We start from the raw sequence: 18,411 nt of genomic DNA, 5'->3' as shown, positions 1-18,411 counted from the left end.
ATAGTTCTGGGTTGTTCATTTGCAACAATTCGGTATAGTTTGTTATCAAACAATAAATATAATTAGAGCTTTTATGCAGTTAGTCGACTTAACCCCTGATGATCCGGATGTGATTAATGTTTTTTCTGATATCGATAGGCTTATAAATTCTCTGTACCCAGTAGCCACGGCGCAATCGCTGTCGGTGAGTGAGCTTGGTCAAGCTAATGTGTACGCCATTGGCTTAAAAAGCGAGGAGGGTATTGTTGCATGTGGTGCGATTGTCAGACAGTTCGACACAGTACCTTATGGTGAAATACGCCGTCTATATGTCAAACCAAGTCATCGTGGTAAAGGCTTGTCTCGGCGTATAATGCAAATTTTATTGCATCATGCTGGCGAAGAAGAGATCCCTTTGATCCGCTTAGAAACAGGCCCGAAACAGGCTGAATCGATTAGTCTGTATGAAAATTTAGGTTTTCAACGCTGTGCAAGTTTTGGTAATTATACCGATAATCCACATAGCTTGTTTATGGAGTTAGGGCTCAGTCAATAAGGCTGATTAGTGGCTAGAAACTGTCTACGCTTTGTGTTTTAGTTTTTGAGTACTTCATCGATTTAATCTCCTACACAACTACGGCTTATACACGGATATAAGTCGACATTTATATGCTTAAATGGCCTTGGTCAGCGCCACTTTTATCATTGAGAGTCACGTTTTCGGCTAACTTTTATATATATATTCCCTTTTAAGCCTTCTATTTTTTATACTAAATACTCCAGTGCCCAACAAATAAAAGGGCCGTTGTTATCGACACTAAAACTCACTCGTTACGAGCAAAAATACTTGTTGGACTTGATAAGCTATTTTTCCTTTAATGCGCGCAACAGCCGCAAGGCATTCATCAAATAAAAGAGAAAGATAAATGAAAGAGACAACATCACTAGAACAAGCTCGCACGAGTTACAATGTTCGTCATTGGAGCCAAGGTTTTTTTGGTATTAATGATCAAGGTGATGTGTATGTTGCGCCCAAGGCTGATGCCCCAGAGCAAACCATCGCACTTATTGATATTGCAAAACAACTTGAAGATAAAGGCTTGAGTTTACCTGCGTTGGTTCGTTTTCCACAAATTTTGCATCACCGCGTGCACAGCTTATGTGCTGCATTTAATACTGCGATTGAAAGCTATGGTTATCCAAAAGATTACTTGCTTGTTTATCCAATTAAAGTAAACCAACAGCGCGAAGTGGTCGAAGAAATTGTTGCAAGCCAAGCGAACGTAGAAAAGAAACAACTCGGTTTAGAGGCGGGCAGTAAGCCTGAGCTATTAACAGTATTGGCATTAGCTGAAAAAACCAGTGCAGTGATTGTGTGTAATGGCTACAAAGACAAAGAATATGTGCGCTTAGCATTAATTGGCGAAAAGTTAGGCCATAAAGTGTACATCGTACTTGAGAAACTGTCTGAGCTGGACATGGTACTAAGCCAAGCTAAAGAGCTGAACGTAAAACCGCGTATTGGTATTCGCGTGCGCTTAGCGTCGCAGGGTAAAGGAAAGTGGCAAGCTAGCGGCGGTGAAAAATCAAAATTTGGTTTATCCGCTTCACAAGTATTACATGTTGTTAATCGTTTAAAAGAGACTGATCAACTTGATTTAGTTCAGTTGGTGCATTTTCACTTAGGCTCGCAAATGGCGAATATTCGCGATGTGCGTTTAGGTGTTAGCGAAGCGGCGCGTTTTTATTGTGAGCTACGCAAACTCGGTGCACAAATTGAATGTTTAGATGTCGGTGGCGGTTTAGCGGTTGATTACGACGGTACACGGAGCCAGTCTCACAACTCGATGAACTATAGCTTAGCTGAGTATGCAAATAATATTGTCTACACCATTGGTGATATTTGTAAGCAGTACGAGCAACCATTCCCGACTATTATTTCTGAGTCTGGGCGTGCATTAACAGCGCATCATGCAGTGCTTATCTCTAATGTGATTGGCACTGAAAGTTATGAGCCTGAAGAAATTCAAGCGCCAGCAGATGACGCGCCATTATTGCTCAATAACATGTGGCTGTCGTGGCAGCAACTTCATGTGCTGACAGACGACCGTGCATTAATAGAGATATATCATGATAGCCAAGGTGATTTAGCTGAAGCACATAACCAGTTTGCGATGGGATTATTAGATTTAACTCAACGCGCCTGGGCTGAGCAAATAAATTTACGTGTGTGTTATGAGCTTAATAAACACATGGATAACAAAAACCGTTTTCATCGCCCGATAATAGATGAACTTAATGCCCGTTTAGCGGATAAGTTTTTTGTTAATTTCTCATTGTTTCAGTCATTGCCTGATGCGTGGGGAATCGACCAAGTATTTCCGGTATTGCCATTGAGTGGCTTAACTGAGGCACCACAAAGACGCGCAGTATTGTTAGATATTACCTGTGACTCTGACGGTGCACTAGATCATTACGTTGATGGGCAAGGCATTGAGAGTACCTTACCAGTGCCGGCATTTAGTGCTGAAAAACCCTATTTAATGGGCTTTTTCTTAGTGGGGGCATACCAAGAAATTTTAGGTGACATGCATAACCTATTTGGCGACACCCACAGTGCAATGGTACACATGGATGAGCAAGGCGACGCAAGCATTGTAGAAATAAACCAAGGTGACACTGTAGCTGACATGATGCGCTATGTTCATCTTGATGTAGAAGGTTTTCAATCATCGTACGCACAGCTAGTGGCTGCAAAATTACCAGCAGATGAGCAGCAAAGTGTGCTTGATGAATTGCAAGCAGGTTTAGACGGTTATACTTATTTAGAAGAGCTTTAATATGACCACTTTGTTTGATCATCCAGATCACTCATTGTATTCCAATGGCATGACGTTCTTACGTCAGCCAATGGTACAAAATATTACTGACATCAATGCTGATGTTGTGGTGTTAGGTTTGCCATTTGATATGGCAACCTCAGGACGTCCAGGTGCGCGTTTAGGCCCTGATGCGATTCGTCGTGCATCAGTGCATTTAGCATGGGAAGAAACAAAATACCCATGGACGTTCAAATTGTTCGAACGCCTAAAACTGGCTGATGCTGGAGATTTTACTTACCCTGTCGGTGACGCTGAATACTTTACCGCTAAGCTTGAACAAGCTGCGACGGGTATTTTAAGCCAAGGTAAAGCAATTTTAGGTTTAGGGGGCGATCACTTTGTAACTTTACCGTTGTTACGTGCTCACGCTAAGCGCTTTGGTAAAATGGCGTTGGTGCATTTTGATGCCCATACTGATACTTATAGTAATGGCTCACGCTACGACCACGGGACCATGTTTTACCATGCGCCGATGGAAGGGCTGATTGATGTTGATCATAGTATCCAAATTGGTATTCGTACTGATTTTGATCAAAGCAAACACGAGTTTGCAGTGATTGATGCGATGGCCGCCAATGATTTATCGGCGCAAACGATTGCTGAGCAGATTAAAGCGAGAGTAGGTGATTTACCTGTGTATATCACTTTTGACATTGATTGCTTAGATCCGGCGTTTGCCCCTGGTACTGGAACACCGGTATGTGGTGGATTAACATCAGATAAAGTACTTAAGATATTACGTGCCCTTAAAGGCATTAATATGATTGGTATGGATGTTGTTGAAGTATCACCTTCGTACGACCAAAGTGAGCTTACTGCGATTGCTGCAGCCACTATTGCTAGTGAGCTACTGCATTTGTGGGCATTAAAGCATAAGTATTGATGTTATAAATAGAGTTTTACAACAAAGGGTATGCCAACGCATACCCTTTTGTTTTACAGGCTCGTATTATTTGTAATAGTTATTTCTTTTAACCAAATAATACTTAACACAATAAGTGGTACGTTAGTTGTAACAGGGTTAAACGCTTCAATAAGTAGTTGTGGTTGCATTATTATCACAGCAAGCAAGAGTCCACTAAGCGCTAAAATGTTTAAAATAACTAAGTATTTATTTTTATAAAATAAAGCTAAACACAGGCCAAAAATAATTTCTCCAACACCTGCTGAGCGGGTAATAAAATCAGACACCTCAGTGGAAAAACCCGCACTGCCGGTCATAAGCTTTTCAAGAGGGGCTATATGATAAAGCTTTGGGAAAAAACCATGATATATCCATGTTAATGCTACTACACCGCGGGCAAGTTGCATATAAAGTAAGTTATTCTCTGGCATTATCTATTCGTTCTTGTGCACTTGGGTGGCTAGATAAATACTCGAGTAAATTATTCACTTTTTTAAGGTGCTCGTTTTCACTGGTATGGCTATATTGGAGTGTCTCTATTGCATCGGCAAAGTCGTTACTTGAGTACCCTAAATACTCCAATTGCGTTAACGCAAAACTGTCGGCCTCGCGTTCCATATCCCTTGAAAAACCTTGCTGTGCAAATGACGCGCCAGTCCCCAGAGCAACTTCTGCAATACCTTCTAAGTCACCAAATATTACCGCTAATACAATTGTACTTGCAGCTGATTGCGCAGTAATGCGCACACTATGCTGGTGTACTATATGGCCTATTTCGTGTAGTAATACTGCTTTTAGGGCATTGGGTTGATCGACAAGTAAATTAACAAGCTCATCTGTTATCACAATACGTCCATGCGGTAGTGCAAATGCATTAGCGCCAAAATGTTCAGATTTATAAAAAGATAATCGATATATCGATTTATCAAGTGATAGTTGCTCAAGCATGGTATTAAAATGTTGTTGTATCTTAGTTTGTTGTTCAACCGGCAATTCGCTATCATCGAGCGCTAACTTTTTAATCACCGTAAAGCTTTGTTCACCCATTTGATTAATCACATTATGCGGCAGTGTATCTATGCTATAAACCGCAATTGCTGGCACTGCTTTGTAAAGCGCTAGCCACATAAACAGTGGTGTAAGTATAACGGCAGCTAAAATAGCCCATTTACTTTTTTCTAGGCGTTCCATTATCTGATGATTATTTGATTTAAATGGCCACCTGTAATTTACATCTAGTGGAATAAATCGACTGCCATCGGTAAAGCTTAACTCGTCGGCAAGACCAGCCATACCTGAATTTAAATTAAGTTCAGTAATGGCGTGGCGAGTTATAATGTATTCATCGTGTTTTATGTCAATATGTGTGTCGCTAATACTTGCGACACACTCTTGATAATTACTCGATGCCTTAGGAAAGTAATGTCCTTTTACATGCATGATGAGCTCTTAAGTTAATGAAAGGTCTATATCAAATACATTTGCAGCTTCTTCAGCGAAAGATGATTGCTGTGCTTGTTGAGTATCGATTAAGTTTAATGCGCCAGAATAAATATTCACCGTAGTTACATCAGCGAGCATTTTTGATGTACGTACTTTTGTCCACGGGTAAGCAAGTCCTAAAGAAAATACAATAGCGAGCATGTTTGTTAAAAGTAACATAGCAAAAGGTACAGGTTTTAGTTCTGACTTAAACGTTGCTACACCTTCAAACTGGCTATTATCAATAATATGGTTACGGATAGCAGCTTTCCACACAGCAGTTACTATAGTAATCATAAACACATAAGCGGCCATTAAAGCAGCAAACATAATTATCATCGCAGATGGGTCTTGTATATTTTGTTGGTTTTCTGCGTTTAGTAAATCGAGACCAAAAAAACCTAAAATGGCCATAAATATCACCATAGTGATAGAACTAACTACAAAACAAATAAGTGCTGTGAGGTAATAGGTTTCACCTTTTAAGTTCACCGTCAGTGGTTTGTCGCCGTAGCTAATGTTACTGTGAATATAGCTGTCGATACGCTTTAAAACATAAGGCATTAATAAATATAAAGTAAATATGCTTGCAATCGGCAGTAGGATAAAGTTAACAAAGGCTTCGCCATAATTACCTTGAAACGAAAAACACACATTTCGGTGGCGAGTCATACGCATATTAAACCGTAGGCCTTGGTTAATAATCCATGGCATTAGAAATAGAAATCCAATAGCAAACAATAAACCAATAATAGGTAAGAAGCTGGTGGCAAAGGTATAAATTAAAAAAACCGCCACCGCTAAAATACGGCCTTTTAAAATTTGCATCGGTGTTGCTAAGTAGTCAAAGCCATGTCCGTCTATACGTGTGTGACCATAAAAGTAGCGGTATGTGCGTACTTTTGCCCATGCTGAGTAAATACCGAGTGTAATAACGCTGAGTAAAATATTGACAATCCAAATACCAAAATACTCAGCAGCTTTACCCTTAAATTGTACTTTCCCGCTAAAAATTGGCGATGCACTTTGGGTGTTTGTTTTGTTAGGCTCGTCTGGGGTTGGGTGTGTTGATTCCATTAAAAAAATATATCCATGCTGTTTTTTGTAAATTTACCTTTTTTTGGTAATGAAAACAATCTTTATCATTATCCTAGCTTGTTGTTTGTAGTGTGATTTTATTGGTTTTAATGTTTGTAGGGCTGCACTTTAAATCATCTCTGGTATACTGAGCAGATAATTTAATGGGGCTATTATGATTTCAAAAAACCAACTCAAACTTATTCGCCAGCTTGGCCAAAAAAAGTACCGTAAACAATATAGTCAATATCTTGTTCAAGGTGAAAAAAACGTATTAGAGTTACTAAATAGTCCATTAAAAGCCAAAGACGTTTTTGCAACGCAAAGCTTCATCGATAGCTATCAAGATAAGTATCAACACGTTAACTTAATTGCAGCGGATGAAGATGTGTTAACTAAAGCAAGTACTTTAGTGAGTAATAATGCAGCTATTGCGATAGTTGACATGCCAACAGCGAGTGCACCGCAGGCAAGCGGTTTAATCTTAGCCCTTGATGGTGTATCTGATCCGGGCAATTTAGGTACCATTATCAGAGTAGCTGATTGGTATGGGATCAAGCATATTGTCACCAGCACAGATAGTGCCGATGCTTACAACCCTAAAACTATTAGCGCCACTATGGGCTCGTTTGTTAGAGTCTCAGTGAGCCAAGTTGAGTTGCCTGCGTACTTAAGTGGTTTAAACTTACCTATTTATGGCGCTTTTTTAGATGGAAAAAGCGTGCATAAAACTCAATTTACAGGCCAAGGTGTTTTGTTAATGGGTAGTGAGTCTCATGGAATACGTCAAGCTTGCGCAGCATTGGTAACAGATAAAATAACCATCCCCGCTTTTGGTGGTGCAGAATCTCTCAATGTAGCCATGGCAACGGGTATTATTTTAGATAATTTTAAACGCCAAGCTTAATCCCTGTACTTACTTTTATCGTCAAGAACGGTTAAATTAAATACTCAAGCTATAACAATAACAATCGGTAAACCAATTAGATGCGTTTGAGCACCATAAAATTAGCGGGTTTTAAATCTTTTGTAGAGCCCACTAAAATTCCATTCCCAGATCAAATGACCTGTGTCGTTGGCCCAAACGGCTGCGGCAAGTCTAATGTCATCGATGCTGTGCGTTGGGTGCTTGGCGAAAGCTCTGCTAAAAATCTGCGTGGCGATGCCATGACCGATGTTATTTTTAATGGCTCAACCAATCGCAAACCTATTTCTCAAGCGTCGGTTGAGTTGATTTTTGATAATACCCAAGGGCACTTACCGAATACTTTTGCCGATCGAAATCAAGTGGCGATTAAACGTTTGGTAACACGCGACGGGCAATCGCTGTATTTTCTCAATGGCAGTAAATGCCGCAAACGAGATATTACCGATATATTTTTAGGCACAGGTCTTGGTCCGCGTAGTTATGCGATTATCGAGCAGGGCATGATCTCGCGTTTAATTGAGAGTAAACCGGCAGATTTACGGGTGTTTTTAGAAGAAGCAGCAGGCGTTTCAAAATACAAAGAGCGCCGTCGTGAAACGCAAACCCGGATCAAAAGTACCCGCGAAAACCTTGAACGCTTACTCGATGTTCGCCAAGAGCTGCAAGCACAAGTTGATAAACTGGCAGTACAGTCAGTTGAAGCAAAAAAATACCGCGAGTTAAAAACCCAAGAGCGCACTTTAAAAGGGCAACTAGCGGTCTTAAAATGGCAAAAGCTACATCAGCAACAAGTGACTAAAGCCGACACAATGGCCAAGCTGAATGAGCAAATTAGCTTTTTTAAAACTGCTCATTCAGGTCATGACGATGTACTAGCAAGCCTTGAAAACCAAGTGCAATTGCAACTTGAAAAACTCAATGATGCGCAGCAAGCCCAGCACCAAACGCACACTGAATTGACTCGTGCTGAGCAACAGCAAATAAACTTAAAACAACAACAACAAGCGTTTAGTCACAATCTGATCAAACAGCAACAGTTGCAGTTACAAAATCAGCAGCTGCAACAACAACAAAAAGACCATACTGATGAGCTACAAAATGCGTTACAAGAGGCAATTGAACATACTTTAATATGTACAGAACAAGTCACTGAGATGGCCGACGCGGTGGCACAGTTGCAAAATGCCAAGCAGCGCAGTGCTTCGGATTGGCAACGAGTTAATGAACAGTTTCAGGCTATTAATACGCAATATAGCAAGCAACAAAATATAGCCGATCAACAGCTGCAAAATTTGCACTATATTAAAAACCAGCAAACGGCATTAGAAAGCGAATTAATAGAGCTGGCAGAAAACCCAATTGCTGAACAAGTAGTGCAGCAGCAGCAGTTAATGCAGTCACTAACGCAAGAGTTAGCAGCAAAACAAACAGCCTTAAACAAAGTAAATAGTAATCATCAACAAGCTCAAAGCGTGTTACGCACCTGCCAAGATGCACATCAAACACTAGCACAACAACAAAACGAGAATAAAGCCAAAATAGCAGGCTTGAATACAATACTCGCAGATACTCCAGCGCAAGGAAGTGGCGATGTTTTGGCACAGTTAGTTGTACGTACTGGATTTGAACATGTGGTTGAACAAGCATTACAAGGGCTTGAACAATTAAATGTGACATCTATAGCAACACCTAACGGAGTATGGCCAACTACCGACACCGCACCGCAAAGCTCATTAGCGGTGTTTATAGAGCAAGGGGTTTACCCTGATTTATTACATCGCATTAAATATAAAAATGATTTTGCTCATAACGATTTAGCGGATGAGTATTGGCTTGCAGTGATTGATCGCCAAGGTAATATTCAGGGCCGCAATTGGTATCAACAAGCCAGTAAAAGTGCGGAAAATTCGTTGCTGATCAAACATAAACAGTTGGCCGAAGCAACGCAGTTAGCATCTCAACTCATTGACGAACTAGCTATACAAAGCAATAAGCTTACAGAACAACAGCAAATCTGTGAGCAATTGAAGGCACAAAGCGAAGAGTTAAAAGCAGCGGTACATCAGCTTGCTCAACAAGTGGCCTCAGGAAGCACTCGTCGCGATATGCTCAAAGAGCAATTACAGCAGTTTCAGAATCAACAACATAAATTACAAGCAAAGCTACAGCAGTTAAACGTTGAACACACGAGCATAGAGAATAAAGTGGCTGAACAACAGCAACATATAGCAAGTGTGGCAAAACAGCGTGATGAAATAAGTGTTGCGCTTAATGATGCTCAAGTGCAGCAGCAACACACTGATGAGCAATATAAACAGGCAAACGCTCAGCTTGAACACTATAAAACGCTTGCCCATCAGGCGACGCTAAGTGAGCAAAAAGCGCGCAGTGAATGCCAACTCAGTGACACTAAATTACAGCATGCAACGACCGCCAGCGAAACCGCCAGTGAAGCTGTCAGTGAGTTAACCGCGCAAATTGAAGAGTTGGTGATCCCATTAGAAGAGGTCGCAGAGCAAATAATATTATTGTTGGAGCAACATCAACAAAGTGACATTGAACTCAAAAATTTGCAAAGTGCATTGACGGAAGCTAAAACAGCTTTTGTAGATAAACAAACAACGCTTAAAGCGTCGCAGGGGGAGCTGGTACTTTTACAAGAACAATTACAACAACTTGCCCTCGAAGAGCAGAGCTTATTAATTAAAGCACAGGCAGCTCTTGAACCTCTGGGTGAGTTACAGCAAAACTTGAAAGAAGTATTGGCACAGCTCCCTGAAAACGCCAATATAAACACTTATCAAGGACAGCTTAATAAAGTAGGACAAAGTTTAAGTGACTTGGGCGCGGTAAACTTAGCGGCGATTGATGAGTTTGAACAAGCGCAGCAGCGTAGCCAGTATTTAGATCGTCAAGTCGAGGATTTAAGCAAAGCATTAACGACACTTGAAGGTGCAATTGGAAAAATTGATCGCGAAACCAAAACGCGTTTTAAAATGACTTTTGATCAAGTGAATCTCGATTTTGGTCAGTTATTTCCTAAAGTATTTGGCGGCGGCAGTGCATATCTTGAATTAACCAGTGATGACTTACTGGAAAGTGGTGTTAGTATAATGGCACGCCCACCGGGCAAGAAAAATTCAACAATTCACCTTTTAAGTGGTGGAGAAAAAGCGCTGACCGCATTATCATTGGTATTTTCAATATTCAGGCTCAATCCAGCTCCGTTCTGTATGCTGGATGAAGTTGATGCACCATTGGATGATGCGAATGTTGGGCGATTTTGCCGATTAGTGGAAGAAATGTCACAATCGGTGCAATTTATTTATATCAGTCATAATAAAATTGCCATGGAAATGGCTGGCAGGTTGACGGGTGTAACAATGGCTGAACCGGGCGTTTCGCGTGTGGTCGCTGTAGATATTGAACAAGCGGTGCAAATGGCACATGCATAAATATTAATATTTGAGTAGATAAATAATAAAGGTGAGGGGATGGCCGAACAATTAAGATGGGTTTTAATCATTATCAGTGTAATTGTCATTGGTGGATTATTAATACATGGCCTATGGTCAGTTCGTAAAAAAGACGCACCCGTTGCGACTAATGATGAGCGGGTTGAGCCTGCAGATCAGGCGTTTACTGAGCGTCAAAGCGAAGCTGAGCCAGCATCTCTTACTGAGCGTGATGAACCGCAGTTTGGGGATTTAAGCTTTAGTGCTGATGAAAAACATCCACACACTTTTGCAGCGTCAGATGACGAACTTGCCGCTGAGGTTGATGATGTGACTACTGCAACAGATGCAAGCGAAGAGGATGAAGCTGAGCAACCAGCTGCAAGTGATTTTATCATTGTGCATATTCAAATGCCTGAAGGCTTGAATATGGAAGGCAGCAAATTATTGCCAGCAGTAAATACACTTGGCTTTAAGTACTCTGAAGAAGGCTTTTTTAATCGTCATTTAGATCCAGCTGGCCATGGTCCAGTGCTGTTTCGGTTAGTGAACATGTACAACCCTGGTACTTTCGATATAGATAATATGGAACAATTTAGTACAGGTGGGATTAGCTTGTTTATGACCTTGCCGTGCGATGGTGACGGGCTTGCTGCATTTAACATGTTGCACAGTGCGGCTAAAAAATTAGCAGATGAATTTGGCGCCGTTATTTTAGACTCACAACGAGAAGAAATGACCGTTGACAGTGTGCGCAATTATGTTGAAAAAGTGAGACGCTTTTCAGCTTAATCACCTGCAATATACAGTTAATTAATTAAGAATTTTATAAGCCACTTGGCGATAACTCGTTTAAGTGGCTTTTTTATGTTTTTTGAGGTCAGTATGTCCACTTTAGTGTTAGCGCAAATAACGCAACTTCGTCAGCAGTTAGAAGATCACAATCATAATTATTATGTACTTGATAACCCAAGTATTCCTGATGCAGAGTATGATCGTTTATTACAACAATTAAGTGCGCTTGAGGTAGCAAACCCTGAGTACTTGAGTACTGATTCACCGACCCAGAAAGTAGGTGGTGCGGCGCTTGCTAAGTTTGAGCAAGTCACTCATCAAGTGCCGATGTTGTCACTTGATAACGCTTTCAGTGAAGAAGAGTTCAGCGCTTTTAATCGCCGCATTAAAGAACGTTTGATGGATAACAATGAGCTGACCTTTTGCTGTGAACCAAAACTTGACGGTTTAGCGGTGTCGATTTTATACCGTAATGGTGTGTTAGTGCAGGCGGCAACACGTGGCGACGGGCACACCGGCGAAAATATTACCACTAACGTTAAAACGATTCGTAATATACCGCTTAAATTACGTGGCGATGACTTTCCTGAGGAAATTGAAATTCGTGGTGAAGTGTTCATGGATAGCGCCGGATTTGACAAACTTAATGCTGAAGCCGAAAAGCGTGGCGACAAAGTATTTGTTAATCCACGTAATGCAGCCGCAGGCAGCTTGCGTCAACTCGATTCAAAAATCACCGCCAAGCGACCTTTGATGTTTTATGCCTACAGTATTGGTGTTGTGACAAATGGCGTATTACCAAGTGATCATTACCAGCAATTGGCTAAGCTAACTGACTGGGGGTTACCACTTTGCCCGGAAACAAAGTTAGTCGAAGGTCAGCAAGCTGCTTTGGATTACTATCAAGATATACTTGAGCGCCGCAGCAGCTTGAAGTATGAAATTGATGGTGTGGTGATCAAAATAAATAACAAAGCACTACAAGAGCGGTTAGGTTTTGTAGCGCGAGCTCCGCGTTGGGCGATTGCGTATAAGTTTCCTGCGCAAGAAGAAATCACTCAGCTACTGGATGTTGAATTTCAGGTAGGGCGCACTGGCGCAATTACCCCTGTGGCTCGTTTAGAGCCGGTATTTGTTGGTGGTGTCACGGTTTCAAATGCAACGTTACACAATCGTGATGAAATAGAGCGTTTGGGTGTAAAAATTGGCGATACTGTGATCATTCGCCGTGCTGGTGATGTGATCCCACAGATTACTCAAGTGGTATTAGAGCGCCGTCCAACAGATGCCAAAGAGATTGAGTTTCCGGCTACTTGTCCAATTTGTGACTCCCATGTTGAACGCATTGAAGGTGAAGCCGTAGCGCGCTGTACAGGAGGCCTGGTGTGCCAAGCACAGCGTAAAGAAGCGATCAAACACTTTGCTTCACGCAAAGCACTCGATATCGATGGCCTTGGCGATAAAATTGTTGAACAGCTGGTGGACAGAGAGCTCATTAAAACGCCAGCAGACTTATTCATACTTAAACAAGGACATTTTGAATCGCTTGAGCGCATGGGGCCAAAATCGGCGAAAAACCTAGTAGCTGCACTTGATGATGCAAAACAAACGACGTTGGCTAAGTTTTTATACTCATTAGGTATTCGTGAAGTCGGTGAAGCGACGGCGCAAAATTTAGCTAATCACTTTTTAACGCTAGATAAAGTAACTGCGGCAACAACTGAAGCGTTAGTCGAAGTTAGTGATGTTGGGGAAATTGTAGCCAAGCATGTGCGTGGTTTTTTTGCTGAGCAACACAATTTAGATGTCGTAACTGCCTTGCTGGAGCAGGGTATTCATTGGCCAGAACTCACGCCGCCAAGTGAAGACTCACAACCGTTAGCAGGCTTAACCTATGTGTTAACGGGTACTTTGAACGAGCTTAATCGAAATGATGCAAAAGCACGCTTGCAGCAGTTAGGGGCGAAAGTTTCAGGTAGTGTATCAGCTAAAACAGATGCGTTAATAGCGGGTGAAAAAGCCGGTTCTAAGCTCACAAAAGCACAAGATTTAGGCATTGAAATATTGACCGAAGATGATTTAATTGCATTACTGGCGCAACATAATGGATAGCATTATTACGCTTTTTCAGGATTTAGCACTGACCTTTGGTCAGTGGCTAAAGCCTTACTTATATAATATCGCATTGTTACTGGTGGTGTGTTTGGTGTCTTTGTATGCAAATGAGATTATTAAAACCACGAAACGCTTTGTAGCAAGGCGCCACTTTATACTCAGAGTATGTGCATTTGTACTAGTAACCGGGTTTGGTTTTGGCTTATTAGTAGTATTTGTCACTCCATTACTAAGCCAGTTACTGATGTTTTTTGGTGTGCGCTGGTTAGGTGTTACAGCCGTGGCTGCATTTATATTACTTGGCGTAGTAGCCGAGAGGAAAAACCAGTTATGAAGCGTTATGGACCAGAGTATTGGGACAAATATGGCACCTATCGCACTCCAATCGCGTTTCATTTGAGTTTATTGGTATTACTTCGTGCCTACTTTATTTGGATCATTGCGGCACTGAGCAGGCGTCCTGAGCTTGATTTAATGTCATTAGTGTTTAGATCTAAAGCTGACTTTTTCAGTGCGTTGGCTATTGGTGCAATAGCCATTATTCCTGCCGTAATTTTTTGTTTGCGCAGGCCACAAAAAAGCGCAGACAGTGCAGCATGGTTAGCGCGAGTGTGGCGTTTTATGCGTTGGCCATTATTAGTATGTGCAGCGATAGATTTAAGCTGGCTGATTATTCAAGCCGCCCATAGTTATTATCAGTTTTCGATGTTTTTAGCGCTGCAAATGGTGACGGTATTGTGGGTATTATTATATTTAGCAAAAAGTCGTTATTTAACGGTGTTTTTTAATGATTGGCCCGATCCTGAAACCGATGAAAAAAGTTCAAGTAAGTAATTTAGGTTAACGTTGCAAGGAGTCTTTGATGCGTAAAATTAATCAATTACTGGCGCTGATAGTCGGCTGTTTCGGTATCGTGTTATTATTGTTGAGTGTATTTACCATGTTATTTCAGCAAGCGTGGTTTGTATTTCTAATTGCTCTGTGGCTATTTGTATTTAGCTCATGCTGTTATCGGCTAACACCACTATTTAAAGCACGTAATGGCCTAGATAAGTTTATTCGACGCGAACAACAGCACCTTTTGTTATTTTCCCTTTCAGGTTTTTTTGACCGCACTCACGGCCCGCAATGGCTGCCTATAAATAGTATCAAGAAAATACAGTGTCATGATGACCAATTTTTAATTATCTTCAGCGAGCAGCATCAATGCTCAATAGGCTTACCGGCAACTAAAGCGGAGCTAATACAATACTTTAATGCACTATTGACTAAAAATGAAAAGAAATTAATTACAATTGAATGAAACTAAATAGTGAGCAACACGGTATATATGTCAGCGCCTTAAAAAGCATAGTGGGTATGAAATATAGTATGCAACAGCAAATAGGCTTAGGAGTGAGCTGCCATTAGTGTACTGAAGCGATAAGATTTAGCTTTGATTACGCAAATATTATTAGCCAGTGAGTTTAAACATTCCCCTAGCCAGTATCGAAATTATTATTTTTCAACCCCTACAAAACCATTTTGTGCAGTGCGGATAAATCCAGAGCTGACAATGTTATTAGCGCGATACCATGATAATGTGGATAGCAGTAAATTAACCTATCTTACTCAATGAGGTCAGTTATGTTGAATTGGAATGATATTCTAAACTTTGCCAATAAAGGCAATCCTGAGCCGAGCCGTAAAGTAGTAAAAACCGAGCAGCAATGGCGTGAACAATTAACCGAAGAAGCCTTTTATGTGACTCGTAATAAAGGCACAGAGCGCCCGCACAGCTCAGATAGCTGCACCTTGTTTGAACCTGGTAAGTACGCCTGTGTATGTTGTGATAACTTATTATTTGATGGTGATGAAAAATTTGATAGTGGCACTGGCTGGCCATCATTTACTCAACCCGCGCAACTAAACTCGATTGCTTATAATGGTGACAAGACCCATGGTATGCAAAGAATAGAAACTGTGTGTAATGTATGTGATGCACACTTAGGTCATGTATTCCCTGATGGGCCAATGCCAAGTGGTTTGCGTTATTGTATAAACGCGGTCTCATTGAAGAAGGTGTAATTTATTAGCTCGTAATTGACAATAACCAATGCCTTACTGAATTTACATGATACGATTCCAGTAAGGCTGGATTTTAAAAGTCATATCACCGCTTATCAGCGATATTTTTAATTTCGTATTCCTCATTCTTATAAACAACACCTTATCTAAACTATTTATTCAGCCTGCTCTTTGCTGAATAATATTTATTATTCTATTTGGTTTTGCCAGGCTCTTCTAGATTAGCAAGTGTTAGCCCCATACTCGTTGCTTGTTGTACTATTTTATTAAAGCGTTGTTGCTGCTCGTTGTCTAATGGTGTCGTATTGAGTAACGCATAGCATTTTTTTGCCATCATTAGGTTTAAGGTTTGGCCATTTTGCTTGGAATTATCAAATAGACACTGCAATAAATTTAAAGCAATACTAGGATTACGAGGCATTACTCTAAATGCTTGTGTGAATGCTTCAAGAGCGGTATTTAATTGACCACGATTAAACTGTGTAACTGCATGGTTATTTAGCTCTTTAGGGCCCATTTTTATATCACGGCGTTCACTTTGTTGTTGTTGAATATAACGTAAATAAACAGCATCACTGACTGTTGGATGACGTTCACAATGACTGATAATTTGGTTAAATAACGATTGTGCTTTGTGATGAAACCCTAGCTCATGAAATGCCTTTGCTTTATCAAGTGCGCCGTCTACAGAGCGAATGTGGCTATCGTCATCGTCGAGCTGCTCAATCAACTTTTTCGCTTTTTGATGTTCGTCTTTTAGATAGTGTAAACGGGCATTTAAAACATCTATTTGCGCCTGATTGTGACTATTTGGAAATTGGCTTTTTAAATCAGTTAAGTATTGATTAGTTTGTCTTGAAATCCTTTGAATCTGATCGCTCTGATCTGTTGTTAAAGCAAAATCGATACCAGCACGTGCAGCATTTAAATATACGTCAGGATGATCGTGAATCGAATGTTTGGCAAAGTTGGCGATATCTTTTTGTGTTAGATAATTTTTTTCATAATCATGATTTACCAGCGATACATGGCTAAGTGATTTTTGGCGTTCGATATTGCGTGGAGCAATATCAACAGCTTGGCTTAAAAAATCTTGCGCTAATTCAAATTGGTTTAATTTAATCTCCAGTTTACCAAGTAAATCGAGTGCGACTAATCGTGTTTCATGACGTTGCAGCATCGTTTTCAGCATTTTTTGCGCAAGAATATGCTCATTATTAGCAATTAATGCTTCAACTAAACCTACCTTTGCCCATGTGAATTTTTGAATATCAAGAACTGATTTAAAGAATGCTTTTGCAGTATCTACTCGTTTTAAGCGAAGTAGGGCGTCACCTTTTAAACGCAATAATATTGCACTATAAGCATTGCCTTTTTTATCAAGCGCGGCATTGATTGCTTTTAGTGCTTTAGAATCATTACCATCGTCAATGAAATTATATATTGCTTGTAAATGATTTTTACGCAGTAAAATTCGTTCTATACGCGTTTTAAGGTCATGTATTGTGAATGGCTTGACCAAAAAGTCATCGGGTTGCAGTTCAAGCACGCTGTGTACCAAAGAGCCACTGGTTTCAGCTGAAATAAAAATGAATCCTGTAGAGTTTTTTATTAAACGCTTAACGCGTAACTCTTCATATAGCTGATAGCCATCTTGGTGCTTACTCAAATTAAAAGAGCAAACAATCAGATCAAACTGTTCACTGGTGCACTGCTCTTTCGCTGAATTTGCATGTTCAGCAAAGCGCAGCTGTCGAAAGCCAAGTTTTTCGAGCGACTGTTTCATATAGCTTTGAGCAAGAGGCTGCTCTTCAACTATAAGTATTTTTGCATTAGAAAAAATCTTTGCTGGCATTAGACTTGTGACCACATGAACGTATCAGAGACTATAATAAACAGTCTAGTCGCTGACAAGGGAATTTAAAATTTAATACCGCAGACTTCGTTTATTTGATCAGTTATGGGTTTTAAAGTAGCTTGATTATCCAAATTTAGGTAGCGCTAGTTATTGCTTGAGGATTTTTATAGAGATAGGAGACCCTAGGTTTGTAAAGCGCCTAGGTTGATGCTTTTCAAACTTAATTATCCATCAAGGAACATATTAAAAGAGTTTAAGGTTTGGAAAAGAATTAGCGTATTTAGAGGCTTTTTGAATTTTATTTTTAACAGAATTACTAAGAAGTTTTATATGTGGTCGGTGATACTGGACTCGAATTAGTGACCCTCGCCATTATTTGTGAAGGGTGGCGATGCTCTTTTTTTTCAGCTGAGCTAATTATCGATTAAAGAATATAACGTAAGGTTTGATTGAGGGTTTTAAAAGGTTTTATATGTGGTGGGTGATACTGTACTTGAACTAGTGACCCTCGCCATTATTTGTGAAGGGTGGCGATGCTCTTTTTTTCAGCTGAGCTAATTATCGATTAAAGAATATAACGTAAGGTTTGATTGAGGGTTTTAAAAGGTTTTATATGTGGTGGGTGATACTGTACTTGAACCAGTGATCCTCGCCATTATTTGTGAAGGGTGTCGATGCTCTTTCTTTTAAGCTGAGCTAATTATCGATTTAACGTGAGGTTTTATATGTGGTGGGTGATACTGGACTTGAGCCAGTGATCCTCGCCATTATTTGTGAAGGGTGGCGATGCTCTTTCTTTTCAGCTGAGCTAATTATCGATTTAACGTGAGGTTTTATATGTGGTGGGTGATACTGGACTTGAACCAGTG

Annotated in this window: 15 protein-coding genes; 11 read left to right on the top strand and 4 right to left on the bottom strand. The window is 40.4% G+C overall.

The annotated features are described in order from the left end of the window. Positions 1 to 73 precede the first annotated feature (73 nt). The 3 genes from H5183_RS18725 (at position 74) to speB (ending at position 3,744) form a co-directional block, all read left to right on the top strand. Positions 74 to 535 (top strand): N-acetyltransferase, encoded by a 462-nt coding sequence (locus tag H5183_RS18725; protein ID WP_182719186.1) that lies wholly within the window; start codon positions 74 to 76, stop codon positions 533 to 535. 370 nt (positions 536 to 905) lie between these two features. Next, on the top strand, positions 906 to 2,819 hold the full coding sequence (speA, locus tag H5183_RS18720; RefSeq protein ID WP_145240667.1) for a biosynthetic arginine decarboxylase: 1,914 nt from the start codon (positions 906 to 908) through the stop codon (positions 2,817 to 2,819). A gap of 1 nt (position 2,820) precedes the next feature. Further along, positions 2,821 to 3,744, top strand: a complete 924-nt coding sequence (speB, locus tag H5183_RS18715) for an agmatinase (protein WP_145240669.1) — start codon at positions 2,821 to 2,823, stop codon at positions 3,742 to 3,744. A 53-nt stretch (positions 3,745 to 3,797) separates the two neighbouring features. Here speB and H5183_RS18710 read toward each other — a convergent pair whose 3' ends face one another. Genes H5183_RS18710 through H5183_RS18700 form a run of 3 tightly spaced genes read right to left on the bottom strand, consistent with a single transcriptional unit; the run spans position 3,798 to position 6,324 of the window. Beyond that, complete coding sequence (locus tag H5183_RS18710; protein WP_145240671.1) at positions 3,798 to 4,196, bottom strand: DoxX-like family protein; 399 nt, start codon at positions 4,194 to 4,196, stop codon at positions 3,798 to 3,800. After that, positions 4,183 to 5,205, bottom strand: coding sequence for a M48 family metallopeptidase (locus H5183_RS18705; RefSeq protein WP_145240673.1), 1,023 nt, complete (start codon positions 5,203 to 5,205; stop codon positions 4,183 to 4,185). The genes H5183_RS18710 and H5183_RS18705 overlap by 14 nt, the downstream gene beginning before the upstream one ends. 9 nt (positions 5,206 to 5,214) lie before the next feature. Beyond that, the gene (locus H5183_RS18700) at positions 5,215 to 6,324 is read right to left on the bottom strand and encodes a YjgN family protein (RefSeq protein WP_182732423.1); all 1,110 of its coding nucleotides are present in this window, start codon (positions 6,322 to 6,324) and stop codon (positions 5,215 to 5,217) included. Positions 6,325 to 6,499: 175 nt separating this feature from the next. Here H5183_RS18700 and H5183_RS18695 point away from each other — a divergent pair, with 175 nt between their 5' ends. The 8 genes from H5183_RS18695 to msrB all read left to right on the top strand — a co-directional run bounded on the left by H5183_RS18695 (position 6,500) and on the right by msrB (position 15,684). Then, the gene (locus tag H5183_RS18695; RefSeq protein ID WP_145240683.1) at positions 6,500 to 7,231 is read left to right on the top strand and encodes an RNA methyltransferase; all 732 of its coding nucleotides are present in this window, start codon (positions 6,500 to 6,502) and stop codon (positions 7,229 to 7,231) included. 80 nt (positions 7,232 to 7,311) lie between these two features. Beyond that, complete coding sequence (locus H5183_RS18690) at positions 7,312 to 10,707, top strand: chromosome segregation SMC family protein (protein ID WP_182732422.1); 3,396 nt, start codon at positions 7,312 to 7,314, stop codon at positions 10,705 to 10,707. 39 nt (positions 10,708 to 10,746) lie between these two features. Then, entirely contained in the window at positions 10,747 to 11,499 is a 753-nt protein-coding gene (gene zipA / locus H5183_RS18685; protein ID WP_182732421.1) for a cell division protein ZipA, read from the top strand. A gap of 93 nt (positions 11,500 to 11,592) precedes the next feature. Continuing rightward, positions 11,593 to 13,614 (top strand): NAD-dependent DNA ligase LigA, encoded by a 2,022-nt coding sequence (gene ligA / locus H5183_RS18680; RefSeq protein WP_182732431.1) that lies wholly within the window; start codon positions 11,593 to 11,595, stop codon positions 13,612 to 13,614. Further along, on the top strand, positions 13,607 to 13,951 hold the full coding sequence (locus H5183_RS18675; protein WP_145240691.1) for a DUF3392 family protein: 345 nt from the start codon (positions 13,607 to 13,609) through the stop codon (positions 13,949 to 13,951). The genes ligA and H5183_RS18675 overlap by 8 nt, the downstream gene beginning before the upstream one ends. Continuing rightward, positions 13,948 to 14,451, top strand: a complete 504-nt coding sequence (locus H5183_RS18670) for a DUF2919 domain-containing protein (RefSeq protein ID WP_182732420.1) — start codon at positions 13,948 to 13,950, stop codon at positions 14,449 to 14,451. The genes H5183_RS18675 and H5183_RS18670 overlap by 4 nt, the downstream gene beginning before the upstream one ends. A gap of 28 nt (positions 14,452 to 14,479) precedes the next feature. After that, positions 14,480 to 14,920, top strand: coding sequence for a hypothetical protein (locus tag H5183_RS18665; protein ID WP_182732419.1), 441 nt, complete (start codon positions 14,480 to 14,482; stop codon positions 14,918 to 14,920). A gap of 323 nt (positions 14,921 to 15,243) precedes the next feature. Continuing rightward, positions 15,244 to 15,684, top strand: a complete 441-nt coding sequence (gene msrB / locus H5183_RS18660) for a peptide-methionine (R)-S-oxide reductase MsrB (protein ID WP_145240697.1) — start codon at positions 15,244 to 15,246, stop codon at positions 15,682 to 15,684. Between the two features lie 193 nt (positions 15,685 to 15,877). Here msrB and H5183_RS18655 read toward each other — a convergent pair whose 3' ends face one another. After that, entirely contained in the window at positions 15,878 to 17,539 is a 1,662-nt protein-coding gene (locus tag H5183_RS18655) for a tetratricopeptide repeat-containing response regulator (RefSeq protein ID WP_182732418.1), read from the bottom strand. Positions 17,540 to 18,411: the final 872 nt, after the last annotated feature.

The sequence above is a fragment of the Pseudoalteromonas sp. SR44-8 genome, from assembly GCF_014163635.1.
Lineage (GTDB): Bacteria > Pseudomonadota > Gammaproteobacteria > Enterobacterales > Alteromonadaceae > Pseudoalteromonas > Pseudoalteromonas rhizosphaerae.
This window is presented reverse-complemented; position numbering and strand designations above follow the sequence as displayed.